The sequence below is a fragment of the Pseudoalteromonas sp. SA25 genome, assembly GCF_011378705.1.
GTDB classification, from domain to species: Bacteria; Pseudomonadota; Gammaproteobacteria; order Enterobacterales; family Alteromonadaceae; genus Pseudoalteromonas; species Pseudoalteromonas arctica.
Genome location: NZ_WTKV01000002.1, coordinates 66034 through 82855 on the forward strand (window position 1 = coordinate 66034; position 16822 = coordinate 82855).

Sequence of the window (16822 nt, forward strand, 5' to 3'; positions counted from 1 at the left end):
CAAAACTTTTTTAACAAAAAATAAAAATAATTTAACTTTTTTGCATCCAGTTTAAATCCTGCCCCGTTATTAGCTATGACTTCAATCAAAACTAAAGGACAAAGTCATGAAAGCTTTAACTCCATCAATACTCGCAGTAGTAATATGTAGTACGTTTGTAAGTGCACCAAGTGAAGCATCAAGCCACAGAGAAGCGCCAAATATAAGCCGTTTCCCGACTTTAGACTCAACCGATTTTTATGTATTTAATAGTTACGAGCAAGGTCGTGATGATTTTGTAACATTAATTGCTAACTATATCCCACTGCAAGACGCATACGGCGGTCCTAATTACTTTGCAATGGACCCAGATGCTACCTACAGCATTCATATAGATAACGACGGCGATGCTGTTGAAGATATTACATTTGCGTTTAACTTTAAAAGCATGCTTCCTAATGATAACCAAGGTGTGCAATTAACTGTTGGACCTGAAGGTAATCAACGCACCGTGTCTGTACCGCTTAAAAATGTAGGCGGTGTATCTGCCGGTGATGACAGCGCTGCAAATTTTAGTGAATCATACACAATGAGCATGATTAGCGGCGCGCAGCGTACTGGCGAAACAACGGTATTAAACAACACAGCATCAAACTCAAGTACATTTTCTAAACCACTTGATTATGTGGGCAATAAAACATTTGGTTCAATGAGCGATTACCAAACTTACGCTGACCAATTTGTGTATCAGGTTTCAATTCCTAACTGTGAAAGCATGGCACAAGTTTTTGTAGGACAACGTAAAGACCCATTTGTAGTTAACCTAGGTAAAACATTTGATTTAGTTAACTATGTACCTGTAGAGGGTGATAGCGCCCCTGGTACTGGTGACGGCGGTGGTTTTCCAGGTGGTATAACACAATCAGCTGATAACGACGACCTTGCAGATAAAAACGTAACATCAATTGCTATCGAAATACCTAAGAGCTGTATTGTTGGTGAAGGTAACGGCGTAATAGGTTCGTGGACAACAGCAAGCCTACCTCAAGCTCGCGTATTAAACCCTAATGCTAAATTTGCTAATAACGCCGTTAATGGTGGTGCTTTAACACAAGTTTCACGCTTGGGTAGCCCGCTTGTAAACGAGCTTGTAATTGGCATTAAAGACAAAGACACATTCTCTACTGCTCACCCTAAAGATGATGCACAATTTTTAGATTATGTATCTCATCCAGCACTACCAGAGTTATTAAACATTTTGTTTAAAGATGCTGTTAATACGACCCTTGGCGCAAACTTAGAAACACTGGCACCCACAAACTTCCCGCGTACTGATTTAATCACTGCATTTTTAACAGGTTTTGCAGGCGTTAATCAACAAGCAACTGTAACACCTTCAGAAATGCTACGTTTAAATACAGGCATTGCAGCAACAGCGCAAGCTGTTCAATCTGCATTTGGTGTAGCGGGTAATGATTTAGCCGGCTTCCCAAATGGTCGTCGCCCGGGTGATGATGTGGTTGATATTGCACTTCGTGTTGTGATGGGTCGTTTATGTCATCCTATTCCTGTAAATGGTGAAGACACTGATTTAGGACTTTGTGCACCAGAGGATGCTAATACAGGCACAGTGCCATTTACAGACGGCGCACCTATTGATGCAACAATGATGGATTCATCATTCCCATACCTTGCAACACCGCTTGCTGGCTCTAAATAAGGAGTAAAATAATGCGTAATTTAAAAACTACCCATATTTGTGTTCTCCTCAGTGCATTAACATTGGGAGCATGTAGTAGCGATGATGATAAAAAACAGCCTACTCCGCTTGTAAACACAGCGCCTACAGCAAGTGATGCAATACTAACTACACAAACTGAAGTAAGCATTACCGATATGCTTAGCGCAACCGACAATGATGGCGATTCACTGACTTACTCGTTAACAAGTGAGCCAACTCTTGGAACTGTTACCGTTAATAGCGATGGTAACTTTACCTACACACCGAATAAAGAAGTGACAGGTTCAGATAGTTTTATGTTTGGTGTAAGTGATGGCGTTAATTCGCAAGTAACTGCAACAGTGAACATTACAATTGACGCACTACAAGTCGACTTTGCTCAATTTGCAACCGATGCATTTAATCAAGCCCCAAATGCAGAGCCGTTAACTGTTAACGGTCGGGTGTTTACAAACACCGATACCGATGTTGATGGATTAATTTCAACAAACGGTAACTAACCAAGTAATTAAGCTGACAGGCCATGGATGGCTTTTTTCAAAGGATATTTATAATGCATTTATCAATTTTTAAGTCCGTCGCATTTATTACTTTATGCCTAACACCCCTTGCGTTAAGCGCTGCGCCTTTTACCCCAAAAGATGATGCAGTTATTGCTAAAAGTAATTCAACGCTTAGTGCTTCCCTCTCTGTTGACGAGATAAATACATTAGTCACTAACAGCCAATATGCAGGCCAAACAGAGCGCTTACAGGGGCTACTTAAAACCCGTTTAGCCCAGCTATATAAACAAACACCCTCATCTCAAATTGGTTACTTATATGCTCGCGTTTTACAAAAAGAGCACCTTTTCAACGAAGCTATTGATATTGCTAACAACGTTTTGATTAAAGAGCCACAGCATAGTAATAGCCATTTATTGCTAGCCAATATATTTATGACTCAAGGTAAGTTCGCACAAGCAAAAAAACACTGCGTAGCCTTAATTGGGCAAGTAAGCACTATTACTGCTAGCACCTGTGTACTCGATGTACAAAGCCAACATGAAAGCGTTTTAGACAGCTACCAAGCATTAGTAAAAATTATAAATAATAATCAAACTAGCCTAGCTACAAACCATGTTTTAAGTGAAATGAGCTATCGTTTAAATAACTACAAACAAGCATTGTCTCACTTACAAAGTGTAGATTTAGTTCAAGCCCCTGTGAGCCTAATTGTTTTATGGGCCGATATTCAAATTGCTCTAAATCAACCACAACAAGTATTAAATACATTAAGCGTACTGCTTCCTGATAAAAGTAATTTAGAGGATGCTATTTTGCTAAGACTTTCAATCGCAGAAAAAAAACTAAATAAACGCGATAAAAAATGGCAAAATACAATGGCGCAAAGAGTTACACTACGAGAGCTTCGGAAAGATTCTTTTCATGCAAGTGACTTAGCTAAATATTACCTTGATGTACAACCAAATCGCGAAAAAGCACTTTACTGGGCTCATATTAATTGGCAACAGGCTAAAATGAGCACCGATGAGCAATTACTTATTCAAGCAAAAGCGATGCAACGAGACACACTATGAAAACGCCTTATCTATTTATACTCACTTTAATGCTGTGCATTTTTTCAACTTACAGCTTTGCCCATCAACTAAGTACAAGTTATATAACCTTAAATAGCGAGAACAATAACGACACCAACAAAAACCAATACACGGGTACCTGGCAAATTAATATAGCCGACTTAGAGCACGCAGTTCCTCTGGATTTAGATAAAAACGGGCAAATTTCGTGGACAGAAATAAAAGCAAAACGCAGCTCAATTAATAACTTCATTGAAGAAAATTTAAATATCACGCAAAACGCGCAATCATGCCCTTTAAAAAGTGAAGGTATCTATCAGCTAGATAACCATTTTAATCAGCCTTATTTGGTTATTCCGCTGCTGTTTAGTTGTGATGACAATGAAGCAATTTCTCTTTCTTATTCTGCTTTTTTTAATACCGATGCCAATCATAAATCCATCGTAAATATAAACGGTGTATCTCGTGTATTTAATATCAACGAGGCACAACAAACGTTCAGCTTTGAGCAAACAAGTTATTTAAGTACGTTTAATCAATACGTGTATCAGGGTGTTTTACATATTTGGATTGGTATTGATCATATTTTATTTTTAATCGCCCTGTTACTTACCTGTGTTTTAAAACGCAGCGATAAAGCATGGCAAGGTATTAGCTCTAAAAAACAAATTATTAAACACACAGCATGGATAGTAACCGCGTTTACGCTTGCGCACTCTATTACGCTTACCGCAACAGCTATGAACTTAGTCTCACCAAATAGCCGCTGGGTAGAGCTTGGAATTGCTATATCGGTTTTATTTGCAGCATTAAATAATGTGTGGCCGTTGGTACTTCGTTTAGGTTGGCTTACTTTTGCTTTTGGTTTACTACATGGGATGGGATTTGCGAGCGTACTTGGCGAGCTTGGCTTGTCGAGCGACTATCAACTGCTTAGTATATTGGCGTTTAATTTAGGCGTCGAAATCGGTCAACTTAGTATCTTACTAGTAGCCTTACCAATACTCATTTATGTACGACACTACACTTGGTATAAAAAGTGGTTAATGCCAATGGGCTCCGTTGCTATCGCAATCATTGCACTTCAGTGGTCAATCGAGCGATTTTAAATAGACTAAAATAAAAAAGCTAGCCAAAGTATTGGCTAGCTTACTTTTGGTTATTTATTTTGAGCGTTACTGCGCTTTATCAAATGGCATCAGTAATGTTTTCATCGCCGGGCGAAGCGCTATTAGTACTGTTTCTTCGGTTAACTCTGGGTAGAGTAACTTTCTAAGTAATAACCCTGCCATCATCGAAAAAATAACATTAATTCGACTTTCAAGTTCAAGCTCATCAATGTCTTTGAGCGCACTTCGCTCGCTAGTTAAAAGCTGTCTCATGCGCCCGCGTGCTTGAGTATCCATATCACGTAGCAATGAAGCTACTTTAACATTTCGACCTGCTTCAGCCATCATATCTAAATCAACTACACATGCCCCTGTGTCCATGTGCCTTTGCACACCAATGTTTAAGCCATCTAAAAGAGCTGCTAAAACATCACCTGGGTGATCTTCAAACTGTTGGAAGATAGAAAACATTTCTTCCATGTCTTTTTCAATAATGCTTTCTATAATGGCTTCTTTACTTTCAAAGTAATTATAAATATGGCCTGCACTCATCCCTGCCGTTTTAGATATTTCAGCCATGCCTGCACCGTGGTAACCTTTTCGGCGAAAACACTCTGCAGCAGCTGTTAGTATTTGTTCGCGCCTAGCCAGTGCTATCGCGGGATCTGTTTGCCTTTTTGCTTTAGGCTTCATGTTCAACTCCACTACCAAGTCATAAACTCAGTAAAGCAAGAGCTATAAATAGTCTCGCTATATAAATATGTAATGCGGCTTTAAAAGCCGCAAATATTATTTCTCTTCCTGAGCTGTTTCACTGGTTACGTTCCATCCGCCACCAAGCGCTTTGTACAAGTTAATTTGGCTTGCAAGATACGCTTGCTGACCCGAAATTAACTGTTGCTGCGCGCCGTACCATGTACGCTGAGCATCAAGTACTTGCAAGTAGCTATCTGCGCCTTTTTCGTAACGCATTTTTGATAAATCAAATGTGATTTGTCGGCTACTTATAAGCATATCAAGGGCACTTAATTGCTCTTGGTAACCTTCTCTATCAGCAAGTGCATCGGCAACTTCGCGAAACGCATTTTGAATTTTTTGCTGATAAGTAGCCACTGCAATTTCTTGATCAGCTTTTGCTACATCAAGATTTGCTTGGTTACGTCCCATATTAAAAATAGGTAGGCTAATTGACGGCACAAAACTCCATGTACCCGAGCCTGAATCAAACAAGCCACTTAAATCACTTGAAGCAGACCCGGCATTGGCTGTTAAGCTAATACTTGGATAAAACGCTGCACGTGCAATACCAATATTGGCATTTGCAGCAAGCATTAAATGCTCAGCGGCTTTAATATCAGGGCGTTGCGATAACAGGTCAGACGGTAAACCGACCGGCACTTCTGGCATGCTGATCAAGTTAGTCAGGTCTTTACTAGGCAGTAAATCAGCTGAAACAGATTTACCCACTAATAAATCTAGGGCACTTTTATCACGCTTTAACAAACGTTTGTACGTTGCTATGTCTACTTTTGCTGTAGCAACTGTACTTCTAAGCTGCTCAAGGGTAATTGAAGAAGTTGCACCTAAATCAAAACTTTTTTGCGTAAGCGATAATGACTCTTGCTGAGAGGTGAGCGTTTCTTTTGCAAGCTCTAGCAGTTGTAAGTCCGTCGCGTAACTAAGCCACGCATTTGCCAACTCTGAAATTAAAGACACCTGCGTACTGTATTGGCTAAGCTCTGTAGAGTATAAATTTTGGAGTGCTTGCGCTGATTGATTGCGTACTTTGCCCCAAATATCTAACTCGTAAGACGTAATGCCCACTGTTGCACTGTATTGCGAGCTAATAGCTGCATCGCCAGTACCCGACAAATCAGCCGGTAAACGCTGGCGCGTACCAGAAGCATTTAAATCAAGCGACGGATACAAAGCAGAGTCTTCGATTTGGTACAAACCACGAACACGCTGCACATTAAGCACTGCAATTTGCATGTCTTTATTGTGCTCAAGGCTTTGCGTAATTAAGGTTTGTAGCTTTTCATCATTAAAAAACTGCTGCCAATTTAATTGCTGCGCAGCGCTTTGCTCAGTACCTGATGCATAAGCATCAGATACTGGTAGAGCAAGGTCTTTTTGCTCTGGCGCTAATTGACAACCACTTAGCACAAATAAAGCAATTGCACTTAGGCTGAATGTTTTAATGCTCATTCTGCGCTCTCCTTTGTTGTCTCGTTAGTTTTACCAGGGAATACACGGCGAACTAACACAAAGAACAACGGTACAAATACAACAACTAATATTGATGATGCGAGTGTGCCGCCAATAATCGAAATACCTAACGCATTTTGCGCACCAGAACCCGCACTTGAGGCTATTGCAAGCGGTAAAACACCACAAATAAAGGCCATCGAAGTCATGAGTATTGGACGTAATCGTAAGCGTACAGCTGCAATAGCCGCATCAACTAAGCCAAGCCCATCATCCATTTTATGAATTGCAAACTCTACAATCAGTATCGCATTTTTAGATGCCAAACCAATGGTGGTCAACAAGCCTACCTGCAAGTAAATATCGTTAGATAAGCCACCGCCTAGCGCTGCCATAATTGCACCAAATATACCCAGTGGCACAATCATCATTACCGCAAACGGTACCGACCAACTTTCATAAAGTGCAGCTAAACATAAAAATACAAACAACAGCGATAAGCCATATAGTAAAGGTGCTTGACCACTACTTGAGCGCTCTTGGAATGAAATACCGGTCCACTCAGACGAAATACCATTAGGCAGCTGTTTAACTAAACGCTCCATTTCATCCATTGCTTGGCCTGTACTATAACCCGGCGCTGCACTACCTTGAATTTCCATTGCTGAAAAACCATTGTAACGCTCTAAACGTGGCGAACCATACGTCCAGTAAGCACTAGCGAACGCTGAAAACGGCACCATATCGCCATTATTATTGCGCACATACCACTTATTTAGGTCCTCAGGCACCATGCGCGATTGTGCATCACCTTGCATATACACTTTTTTAACTCGACCACGGTCAATAAAGTCATTCACATAACTACTACCCCATGCTGTCGAAAGTGTACTGTTAATATCGTTTTGCGACACGCCAAGCGCTTCGGCTTTTGCCAAATCTGTATCAAGTTGTAGTTCTGGCATATCTTCTTGTCCATTTGGACGTACGCCCGCTAAAATTGGACTTTGGCTTGCTAAACCTAATAACTGATTTCGCGCAGCTAAAAGTGCGTCATGGCCAAGACCTACACGGTCTTGTAAAAAGATATTAAAACCATTAGCAGTACCCAGTTCAACAATTGCAGGTGGCGGGAATGCAAACACAAACGCTTCTTTTATCGTTGAAAAGTAGCCCATTGCTTTACCTGCAACACCTTGAACAGATAACTCGTCACGCTGGCGCTCATCCCAATGTTTAAGGTTAACAAAGGCAATGGCTGAGTTTTGGCCAGAACCTGCAAAACTAAAACCAGTAACGGTAAAAATACCGTTTACGGCTTCAGATTGATCGTTTAAAAAGTGATTTTCTACCTTTTTAACAACCTCAAGCGTTTGTTGTGTTGTAGAGCCCGCTGGCAGTGAAACTTGGTTAAACAAAATACCTTGGTCTTCGTCAGGTAAAAATGCCGTTGGCAAGCTTGAGAATACATAAACCATACCGCCCACAATCACGCCATAAATAAGTAAGTAGCGTTTAGAGTGCGTAAGCATACGGCCTACAAAGCTTTGTGCACCTGAATTTGTTTTATCAAAACCACGATTAAAGCCTGTAAAAAATCGGCCAAATAACGTCTCATTGTTATGTACATGGCTTGGTTTTAAAAGCGTTGCACACAATGCAGGCGTTAAAATAAGAGCAACTAAAACAGATAACCCCATCGCCGATACCAGTGTTATAGAAAACTGACGATAAATAATACCGGTAGAGCCACTAAAGAATGCCATTGGGATAAATACCGCAGAAAGCACCATGGCAATACCTACCAGCGCGCCTTTAATTTCATCCATAGATTTACGCGTAGCTTCAAGTGCCGAGAGTTTTTCCTCGGTCATTAAGCGCTCAACGTTTTCTACAACAACGATTGCGTCATCTACCAATAAGCCTATGGCAAGTACCATCGCAAACATCGTTAGCGTATTTATTGAATAACCAAAAGTGTACAAAATACCAAACGTACCTAGTAAAACCACTGGCACTGCTATTGTTGGTATAAGTGTTGCCCTAAAGTTTTGTAGGAACAAATACATAACTACAAAAACAAGTACAACAGCTTCAATTAAGGTGTGAATAACTTTTTCGATAGATAACGATACAAACGGCGTTGTGTCGTAAGGTATAACAGCATCTAACCCTTCAGGGAAAAACGGTTTTAGCTCTTCAATTGCTTTTTTAACTCCAGCGGCAGTATCAAGTGCGTTAGCACCACTGGCTAATTTAATACCTAATCCTGATGCAGGTTGCCCATCGTAACGAGCAACAACGCGGTAGCTTTCACCGCCAAGCTCTACTCTAGCAACGTCCTCTAGACGTACAAAAGAGCCATCTGGATTGGTTTTAACTAATATTTGTTCAAATTGCTCTGGCGTTTGTAATCGACTTTGCGCTGTTACTGTTGCATTAAGTTGCTGACCATCAACGGCAGGCATACCGCCAAGTTGACCAGCAGATACTTGTGCATTTTGCGCACTAATTGATGCACTAATATCAGCAGGTGTCAGCTTATAATTTTGTAACTTTGAAGGGTCTAACCAAATACGCATCGCGTACTGAGAACCAAACAGCTGCACTTCACCTACGCCTTCAACACGCGAGACAATATCTTGCACGTTTGATGAAACATAATCGCCAATATCAATATTGGTCATGCTGCCATCTTTAGACACAAAAGCATAAACCATTAAAAAGTTACGCGCTGACTTTGCAACTACAACACCTTGCCTTTGAACGGCTTCTGGTAATAGTGGAGTCGCTGTCGCTAGTTTATTTTGCACTTGAACTTGTGCAATATCAGGGTCAGTTTCAGCGCTAAACGAAAGTGTAAGCGTAGCAGAACCACTCGACTCAGACGTAGATGACATATAAAGCAGGCCATCAAGTCCTTTCATTTTTTGCTCAATAACTTGCGTTACCGTATCTTCAAGTGTACGTGCAGATGCACCAGGGTACGTTGCAGTGATACTCACTGCAGGTGGTGCAATTGAAGGATACTGCGAAATAGGTAAACTCCTAATCGCCAAAATACCTGCAAGCATCACTACAATAGCGAGTACCCAAGCAAATATCGGTCTATCGATAAAAAATCGTGACATTAAAACTCTCCGTTATTGCGCTTGATCGGCTTTAGTAGACGATTGAATTTCAGATGGATTCACTGGTGCACCAGGGCGGATTTTTTGTAAACCTTCAACTATTAACTTATCGCCATCCATTAAGCCATCAGTAACAAGCCAATCAGAACCAATCGTTCTATCTACTTTTAATACGCGGCTTTCTACTGTGTTGTCTTTGCTGACAACCATTGCTGTTGGTTCGCCTTTTGAATTACGGCTAACACCACGTTGCGGAGCTAAAATAGCACCCGCCTTAACACCTTCCACAATAGAAGCTCGGGCATACATGCCTGGCAGTAATAATTTTTCTGGGTTTGAAAATTTAGCACGTAGTATTACTGAGCCAGTACTTGGATCAACTGTCACTTCAGAAAACTGCAATGTGCCTTTATGAGGATAAACAGAGCCATCTTCCATAATAAGTTCAACGTCAGTTTGGCTAGTCGAATCAACACTTAGAGCACCTGATGATATTGCTTTTTTAAGTTTGGTAAGCTCATTACTTGATTGTGTTAAATCGATATAAATTGGATCTAACTGAGTCACTGTAGCAAGTGCAGTACTTTGATTGGCACTTACTAATGCACCTACAGTTACGCTTGATTTACTAATTTGACCACTAATTGGTGACGACACATGGCTGTAATCAAGGTTAATTTGCGCCGATTTTAACTGCGCTTTAGCCGTTAATAATTCTGCTTTTGCTTGTTTGTATGCAGCATCTGCTTCATCAAAGTCTTGCTGACTTACCGCTTTTATTTTTAAAAGCTCGCTAAAACGAGATGCTTTAGCTTTACTACTTGAAATACTCGCCTGAGCACGTGCAACACTTGCTTCACTTGCTGCTAAGTCTGCTTCAAATGTCGCAGGGTCTATTTGATACAGAGCCTGGCCTTGTTTAACCTCTTTACCTTCAACAAATAAACGAGATTGCACAATACCACTTACTTGTGGGCGAATTTCAGCAATTTGAAATGCACTGATACGACCAGGAAGTTCTTTTTTGAGAGTAAGCGCTTGGCTTTTTAATGTAAGTACACCCACTGGTACAGCTTTAGGAGCTGAAGCTTGTGACTGCTCAGCAGCCTGATCGCAACCAGTTAAAGCAACAGAACCGACGAGGGCTGACAATACAAATAAAGCGATGCGGGAACGCTGCATGTTAAATACCTTTTAGTTTAGAGTGAACGATCATTCTAAATTAAAACGCGCTGATAATGAATCTTAATTAGAAGAAATTTACACAAACTTACACTCCTCAGTACAATATACGTCTTAGGTTGCATTTAATGTTAATTAGATGAAAATAGAATCAAGACTGTATGAAAATAAAACAACTTAACATATTGAAATAATATCTCATTTTAGAAACGAAGTTTTTAACAGACACAAAAAAGCCAAGCAAATACAGCTTGGCTATTTATATAAAAACTAAAGCGCACACCTTATTTTAAAGGATATTAGCACTCTGCGGGTTAATAACCCTTGAAACTAACAACTGCTCTACCCTAATTCCTTCTACATCAACAACTTCAAACTTAAAGCCTGAAAAAGTTAAATGCTCCGCGCGTTTAGGTATTCGCTTCATATTGTAAATTAAAAAGCCAGCGACCGTTTCATAGTGCATCTGATCAGGAAATTCTTCTATATCAAGTACTTTTGCTAAATCGGTAATTGGGGTTAAGCCATCTACAAGCCATGAATTTTTATCGCGTTCTATGATTAATTCGTCGCCTTGATGAGTAATTAAATCACCCATAAACCCTTTCATTAAATCTTTTACCGTTACAATGCCCACCGAAAGCGCATATTCGTTTACGACAACAGCAAATGGTTTTGCTGCGCTTTTAAACGCATTTAAAGCTTCTGATAGGCTTAATGTTTCCGGTAAGTAAAAAACATCTTTATCAATGAGATCATCGTTTATATTGGCAGCTTCGCCCTTTAGTACTTGTCGTAAAATATCTTTAGATTCAACAGAGCCATGCAACTTATCTAAATTTCCTGACACCACTAAAAAGTGGTTATGAGGATGGTCAATAATTTTAGTCGCAATATCATGGCTAGATTCGTTTAAATCAAAATATACAATTTGGTCGCGTGGCGTCATTACGCTTGATAAAAATCGCGCTTCTAGGTCAAACACATTGCCAATTAATTCATACTCTTGCTTTTGCAAACTACCGTATGCAGCACCTGCTTCCATCATGGCAACAATGTCCTCAGTTGTCACATTGTCTTCTCGCTCAGCGGGCACTTTAAATAAGCGCAGCACAAAGTTAGTGACACCATTAAAAAACATCACCAGCGGGGTTAATGCAAAGGTAACCCAGCGCATTATTGTAACCACTCTAACAGCGACCGCTTCAGGCATGATCATCGCTAAACGCTTTGGCATTAAATCGGCGAACAATATAAACAAGGATGTAATAGTAAAAAACGAGAATAAAAAGCTAATTTTTTCTAAATGTGCACCTTGATAAAACAGTACCAACACACTTTCAACATAAGGCGATAAGGCCTGCTCGCCCACAATACCACCCAATATCGCTATCGCGTTGAGTGCTATTTGGATCATGGCAAAAAAAGCCCCTGGATTTTCTTGTAGCTTTAGTACCGCTGCTGCCTTTATATTCCCTTCATCTGCCATTACTCGCAGTTTTATTTTACGCGACGCTGCAATTGCTATTTCTGACATAGCAAACAACGCACTGATCAAGATCAATAAGCTAATCCCGATTAAATCACCCATTTAACGCTCCAATAAGTTAGCGCTTTTTTAAACAAAAAGCAGCTGGATTATAATCGGTTTTTTAAACGCAGCAATTTATATTTACGAAATATATTTAAGCTATTAATTTTCAATTGGTTGAGAGGTAAAACAGTAAATTTAAAGTGCTTAAATTTTATTAAAGGCGACTTTTAATTGAGAAACTAAAGCCGGATCCATATTTATATTACAGGCAAAAAATAACGGAGACTGAGTTGTATTTAGATTTAGTAATGGTTCGAGTAACTCAAGCTTAGGCTCTGTTTTAACTCGGTAGTTAAATTGCTTTTTGTTGAGGATAACAAAATCAAGTATATGGTGACGAGTGCTTATGAGTTTATCTATTTTATCTAAGCTATCGATGAGTAATAAATGCTTGTTCTCACTAAAGCCCCTCTCAAGCAAATAGTGATGACTAAAATTATCACGCAGTACTGCTATTTTATATTTTTTAGCATCATTGAGGGTATTTAACTTTATACCTCTGGACTTTAGACCATAAATGGCAGAATCAAAGCTTTCCAGTTCACCTACCCAGTTAAACTTACTTTCTCTATTAGGTAATCGAACAATTGAAAATATACAGGTATTTTTATCGCGTAGCGCTGCATTGTAGGAAATGGCCCAACTATGCGCCAACATAGTGTATTTTATATCAGTACCTTCTAGCGCTTTATGAACTTTCTCGACAGAGCGGCCAACGAGTTTATTATCTTCATTGAGATACTGAAAATCCGGAAATACTTCCGTTACTATTGTGATTTCAGTTGCATCAACTTTAATACAGCTAATGAACAATAAAAAGATCAATAATTTCATTTAGCAAGGCCTCAACTAACTCATTATAAGTATTTAATAAATATAGCTGAGGCTTTATGAACTGCTAGTTTTTAGTCATGTAATGCACACTTATACGCTGATAGTGCTAGTATTTATAGCTCATACAGCTTACTTGTTCATCGCACTAATTAAAAAGGCTGAAATTTTAGCGCCTTCTCTAAGTGTCGTTTCAGAGCTTGATTGACCCACTAAAGAGCTGTCGGTAAATGGCGCTATTTCCATCATATCAGCACCCGTAATCGGAAACTCATCCGCAATAGCTGATAAAATATCAAGCGCATGCTGTGGTGTTAAACCATTATGTTCTGGCGTACCTGTGGCAGATGCAAACTCTGCATCAAGCGCATCAATATCAAAGCTTACGTATATTTCATCAACGTTATCAGCTTTTAATTGTGCAATAGCGTCGGCAGCAACCGCTGCTGCGCCGCGCTCAATGATTTCATGTGCCCAATGTTGCTTAACGCCAAAGGTACTTTCCCAGTGCGCTTTAGGCTTGCCACTTGAGCGTATACCAAATTGTATTAAATGATGTGGTGCCGGTAAAAACTCTAAAATATGTGTACACCAAGAGCCAAAACATAAATCTATGCCTAGGCGCTCAACAAGTAAATCGGTATGCGCGTCAAAGTGAATAATAGCGGTACGCTTACCTTGCTCACGTTTTGCTTTTAAGTACGCTTTGGTAAGTGGGTAACTAATTGAGTGATCGCCACCAATACCAAATATCCCTTTATCTTTAAATGTCGCGTAAAAGCTGTCGCATACATCCTCTGTGATTGATAACGGACTTACGTAATAGTCGTTATCTTCATTACCGTATAGGGCTTTTTGGCAATTAGAAATGGTTGCATCATTTAGGTATTTATCATGAAGTAAATGTGGGATTACACGTACATCGCCTAAATCAAACGAGTGACACTGCGGTTGCTGATCAATTAAAGCTGAGCGCACAAACAGTGGTCCCCAGTTTGCACCGCGTAAAATACCACCGCCACAGTCTGAGCTAATACCTAACATAACGGCTTTATGTGGAGAATTTGGTAATTCATTTAAAGACTCGCGCCACAAATTATCAACGTTTTCAGTTTGTCCATAAAGTTTATTACGCAGTGCGGCTTTGCGCTCCTTTGCAGTATTTACTGTGTATACGCCATCACCTGGTGCGCACAAACAGTGCTCAACTTTGTTTTTAAATGCTTCAAATTGTGTGCTCATAATAAACTCCTTCGATTTTTATTCTGTACGTAGCTAATTACTTTTGATTAGTTATGCAAAATCACCAAAAGTGCCTAAACTTCAAATAAATTCCACTTTGCTAAATAAGTCTGTGCCTAATATAAATAAACACGTTATCTTTTACGTGCTTAATACAAATTTAAGCCATTGAATTAATTTAATATTAATGAATATTTACCATAAACTATTTAATTGTAGTTACGCGCTTGGTTGATACTTATTATGTCTGCTTGAACATGTCAACAGCACAACAAGGCTACTTGTATAAGCACTTGATTGAATATTCATAGTTGATGAATAAATCAAATTAATCCTTAAAATTATTAAGACTTAATTGGAGGAGTTAAGATAAAACGGACAATCGTCCTGTACTTGATAAACGTTTCTAGCAATGATGCTAGATTGACACAATTTATTATAAAAAGGCTTAGCTATGGAAAAGGTATTTCACTTAGGACTATGTATTGACGATCTTAAAGGTGCAAAACTTGCGATTGTACCGGGCGATCCAGATCGTGCTGCACGCATTTCACAATTCCTAGACAACCCAACCTGCCTTGCTCAAACTCGTGAGTTTCATGTTTACTTAGGTCAACTAAACGGCCATTCGGTGGTTGTTTGTTCTACGGGTATTGGTGGTCCATCTACGTCGATTGCAGTAGAAGAATTAGCACAACTTGGCGTGCGTAAATTTTTACGTATTGGTACAACAGGTGCGATTCAGCCACATATCAACGAAGGCGAAATTTTAATTAGCCAAGCATCTGTACGTTTAGACGGTGCAAGCCAGCATTTTGCTCCTCTTAGCTACCCTGCTGTGTCTGACTTTTATGCAACACAAGCTATGGTACAAGCATGTAAAAACTTAAATATCGATTTTCATATTGGTATTACTGCATCAAGCGATACATTTTATCCAGGACAAGAGCGTTACGATACGCATTCTGGTTACGTTCCTAAATCACTACAAGGTAGCTGCGAAGAGTGGCAAAAACTGGGCGTGATGAACTACGAAATGGAATCAGCAACATTATTTACTATGTGTGCAGCCCTTGGTTTACAAGCAGCATGTGTTGCCGGCGTACTTGTTAATCGTACTCGACAAGAAATACCAAATGTTGACCATGGTGAAATTGAGCGTAAATCTGTAGCGGTAGTATTAGAAGCGGCTAAAGTATTACTTGATTAATACCAAGTAAACTCAATAGATAAAATTATAAAGCACAGCTCTGGCTGTGCTTTATTGTTTTTAAGAGGTTATTTTAGCTGAGCGCTAATTACTTCTATTGCCGGTAGATTTTTAAAACTTGCAAGTACAGCACGTGCTACACCCGCTTGGTTTTCATGGCCTGCGGTTTCTAAAAGTGTAATTGATTTTACTGTACTTTCGTTAAAGCTAAGCCCTGCGATAAATAATTGGCTAAGTGCACTTTGTAGTGGCGACAAGCTTGGGCTGTACGCTGCGTTTTCTGCGTAACTTCCGTAAAAATCACCATTTTCAAATGTACTAATTTTTACTGCACTAAAGTTTTTACTATAGGGTACGTATGCGTTTAATGCTGTACTTGCTAGTTTTTCATCTAGTTGATCATTTGCAAATACTTGCTGGTGAGGCTCTGGATTAAACAAGCTAAACGCGTTACCTAAATCAGTCGGCCCAAACGAGTGCGGCAGTAATTCTGCCAACTTAAAGTGTTGCTCTGGCAATAAAATATCAAACTCTTTCGCATCAGCGAGTTCGTTCATAAACTGGCGGCAATACCCACACGGTGCATCGCTAATCGCTATTTTAACTATTTTTTTAGCGCCGTTTAACCATGCGTTATTTATAGCCGATTGCTCTGCATGAACCACTAAACTCAATGCTTGATGATCAAACTCTACATTTGCACCAAAGTAAAATTTTACCTCATCGTTTTCATCAAGTGCTTTAACAATTGCGCCTACATGAAAATGCGATACCGGTGCAACAGCAAACTCAGAAGCTAAAGGCACTAAACCTTGTAATAATGCATCATCAGATACATTAAGCTGCGTGCATAACTGTTTAATATTATTAGAATTTAATATGCCACGTTGTGATTTTAATTGACTACGTAATGACGCTGTTTGCGCTACGTTTAATGTGATGTGCGAATTTGTAAGTGCTGTATCTTGCTGTACAGTAAAAGTTGCTGAAGCCATAACATTTTTTCATTATTCAAT

Annotated in this window: 13 protein-coding genes; 5 read left to right on the top strand and 8 right to left on the bottom strand. The window is 39.6% G+C overall.

The genetic code is table 11. From position 1 onward, the window contains the following. The first annotated feature begins 106 nt into the window (after positions 1–106). From GQR45_RS01805 to GQR45_RS01820, 4 genes are read left to right on the top strand one after another with little or no spacing between them, the layout of a single operon-like run. Positions 107–1699, top strand: coding sequence for a DUF4331 domain-containing protein (locus GQR45_RS01805; protein ID WP_165724939.1), 1593 nt, complete (start codon positions 107–109; stop codon positions 1697–1699). 11 nt (positions 1700–1710) lie between these two features. Further along, positions 1711–2220 carry an Ig-like domain-containing protein gene (locus tag GQR45_RS01810; RefSeq protein ID WP_165724940.1) on the top strand — a complete coding sequence of 170 codons (510 nt, stop codon included), beginning with the start codon at positions 1711–1713 and terminating at the stop codon, positions 2218–2220. A gap of 53 nt (positions 2221–2273) precedes the next feature. Next, the gene (locus GQR45_RS01815) at positions 2274–3299 is read left to right on the top strand and encodes a hypothetical protein (protein WP_007582394.1); all 1026 of its coding nucleotides are present in this window, start codon (positions 2274–2276) and stop codon (positions 3297–3299) included. Then, entirely contained in the window at positions 3296–4408 is a 1113-nt protein-coding gene (locus GQR45_RS01820) for a HupE/UreJ family protein (RefSeq protein ID WP_007582393.1), read from the top strand. Before GQR45_RS01815 ends, GQR45_RS01820 begins: the two co-directional genes overlap by 4 nt. Before the next feature lie 66 nt (positions 4409–4474). Here the strand turns inward: GQR45_RS01820 and GQR45_RS01825 are convergent, their stop codons facing one another. From GQR45_RS01825 to GQR45_RS01855, 7 genes are all read right to left on the bottom strand, one after another. After that, positions 4475–5101, bottom strand: coding sequence for a TetR/AcrR family transcriptional regulator (locus GQR45_RS01825; protein ID WP_007582392.1), 627 nt, complete (start codon positions 5099–5101; stop codon positions 4475–4477). Between the two features lie 96 nt (positions 5102–5197). Continuing rightward, positions 5198–6616, bottom strand: a complete 1419-nt coding sequence (locus GQR45_RS01830; RefSeq protein WP_165724941.1) for an efflux transporter outer membrane subunit — start codon at positions 6614–6616, stop codon at positions 5198–5200. After that, on the bottom strand, positions 6613–9747 hold the full coding sequence (locus GQR45_RS01835; RefSeq protein WP_165724942.1) for an efflux RND transporter permease subunit: 3135 nt from the start codon (positions 9745–9747) through the stop codon (positions 6613–6615). The genes GQR45_RS01830 and GQR45_RS01835 overlap by 4 nt, the downstream gene beginning before the upstream one ends. 12 nt (positions 9748–9759) lie before the next feature. After that, on the bottom strand, positions 9760–10929 hold the full coding sequence (locus tag GQR45_RS01840; RefSeq protein ID WP_010553970.1) for an efflux RND transporter periplasmic adaptor subunit: 1170 nt from the start codon (positions 10927–10929) through the stop codon (positions 9760–9762). Positions 10930–11218: 289 nt separating this feature from the next. Next, positions 11219–12520, bottom strand: a complete 1302-nt coding sequence (locus GQR45_RS01845; RefSeq protein ID WP_007582388.1) for a hemolysin family protein — start codon at positions 12518–12520, stop codon at positions 11219–11221. A gap of 147 nt (positions 12521–12667) precedes the next feature. Continuing rightward, positions 12668–13357, bottom strand: coding sequence for an amino acid ABC transporter substrate-binding protein (locus tag GQR45_RS01850; RefSeq protein WP_165724943.1), 690 nt, complete (start codon positions 13355–13357; stop codon positions 12668–12670). A gap of 129 nt (positions 13358–13486) precedes the next feature. Then, positions 13487–14596 (bottom strand): arginase family protein, encoded by a 1110-nt coding sequence (locus tag GQR45_RS01855; RefSeq protein WP_165724944.1) that lies wholly within the window; start codon positions 14594–14596, stop codon positions 13487–13489. A gap of 454 nt (positions 14597–15050) precedes the next feature. Here GQR45_RS01855 and udp point away from each other — a divergent pair, with 454 nt between their 5' ends. After that, positions 15051–15806, top strand: a complete 756-nt coding sequence (gene udp, locus GQR45_RS01860) for a uridine phosphorylase (protein WP_007582384.1) — start codon at positions 15051–15053, stop codon at positions 15804–15806. Between the two features lie 68 nt (positions 15807–15874). Here udp and cdd read toward each other — a convergent pair whose 3' ends face one another. Then, on the bottom strand, positions 15875–16801 hold the full coding sequence (gene cdd / locus GQR45_RS01865; RefSeq protein WP_165724945.1) for a cytidine deaminase: 927 nt from the start codon (positions 16799–16801) through the stop codon (positions 15875–15877). Between the last annotated feature and the right edge of the window lie 21 nt (positions 16802–16822).

What these genes read in the sequence shown, in the direction of transcription:
- GQR45_RS01805 (WP_165724939.1), top strand. Translation starts at nt 107, where the DNA reads ATGAAAGCTTTAACTCCATCAATACTCGCAGTAGTAATATGTAGTACG.
- GQR45_RS01810 (WP_165724940.1), top strand. Translation starts at nt 1,711, where the DNA reads ATGCGTAATTTAAAAACTACCCATATTTGTGTTCTCCTCAGTGCATTA.
- GQR45_RS01815 (WP_007582394.1), top strand. Translation starts at nt 2,274, where the DNA reads ATGCATTTATCAATTTTTAAGTCCGTCGCATTTATTACTTTATGCCTA.
- GQR45_RS01820 (WP_007582393.1), top strand. Translation starts at nt 3,296, where the DNA reads ATGAAAACGCCTTATCTATTTATACTCACTTTAATGCTGTGCATTTTT.
- GQR45_RS01825 (WP_007582392.1), bottom strand. Translation starts at nt 5,101, where the DNA reads ATGAAGCCTAAAGCAAAAAGGCAAACAGATCCCGCGATAGCACTGGCT.
- GQR45_RS01830 (WP_165724941.1), bottom strand. Translation starts at nt 6,616, where the DNA reads ATGAGCATTAAAACATTCAGCCTAAGTGCAATTGCTTTATTTGTGCTA.
- GQR45_RS01835 (WP_165724942.1), bottom strand. Translation starts at nt 9,747, where the DNA reads ATGTCACGATTTTTTATCGATAGACCGATATTTGCTTGGGTACTCGCT.
- GQR45_RS01840 (WP_010553970.1), bottom strand. Translation starts at nt 10,929, where the DNA reads ATGCAGCGTTCCCGCATCGCTTTATTTGTATTGTCAGCCCTCGTCGGT.
- GQR45_RS01845 (WP_007582388.1), bottom strand. Translation starts at nt 12,520, where the DNA reads ATGGGTGATTTAATCGGGATTAGCTTATTGATCTTGATCAGTGCGTTG.
- GQR45_RS01850 (WP_165724943.1), bottom strand. Translation starts at nt 13,357, where the DNA reads ATGAAATTATTGATCTTTTTATTGTTCATTAGCTGTATTAAAGTTGAT.
- GQR45_RS01855 (WP_165724944.1), bottom strand. Translation starts at nt 14,596, where the DNA reads ATGAGCACACAATTTGAAGCATTTAAAAACAAAGTTGAGCACTGTTTG.
- udp (WP_007582384.1), top strand. Translation starts at nt 15,051, where the DNA reads ATGGAAAAGGTATTTCACTTAGGACTATGTATTGACGATCTTAAAGGT.
- cdd (WP_165724945.1), bottom strand. Translation starts at nt 16,801, where the DNA reads ATGGCTTCAGCAACTTTTACTGTACAGCAAGATACAGCACTTACAAAT.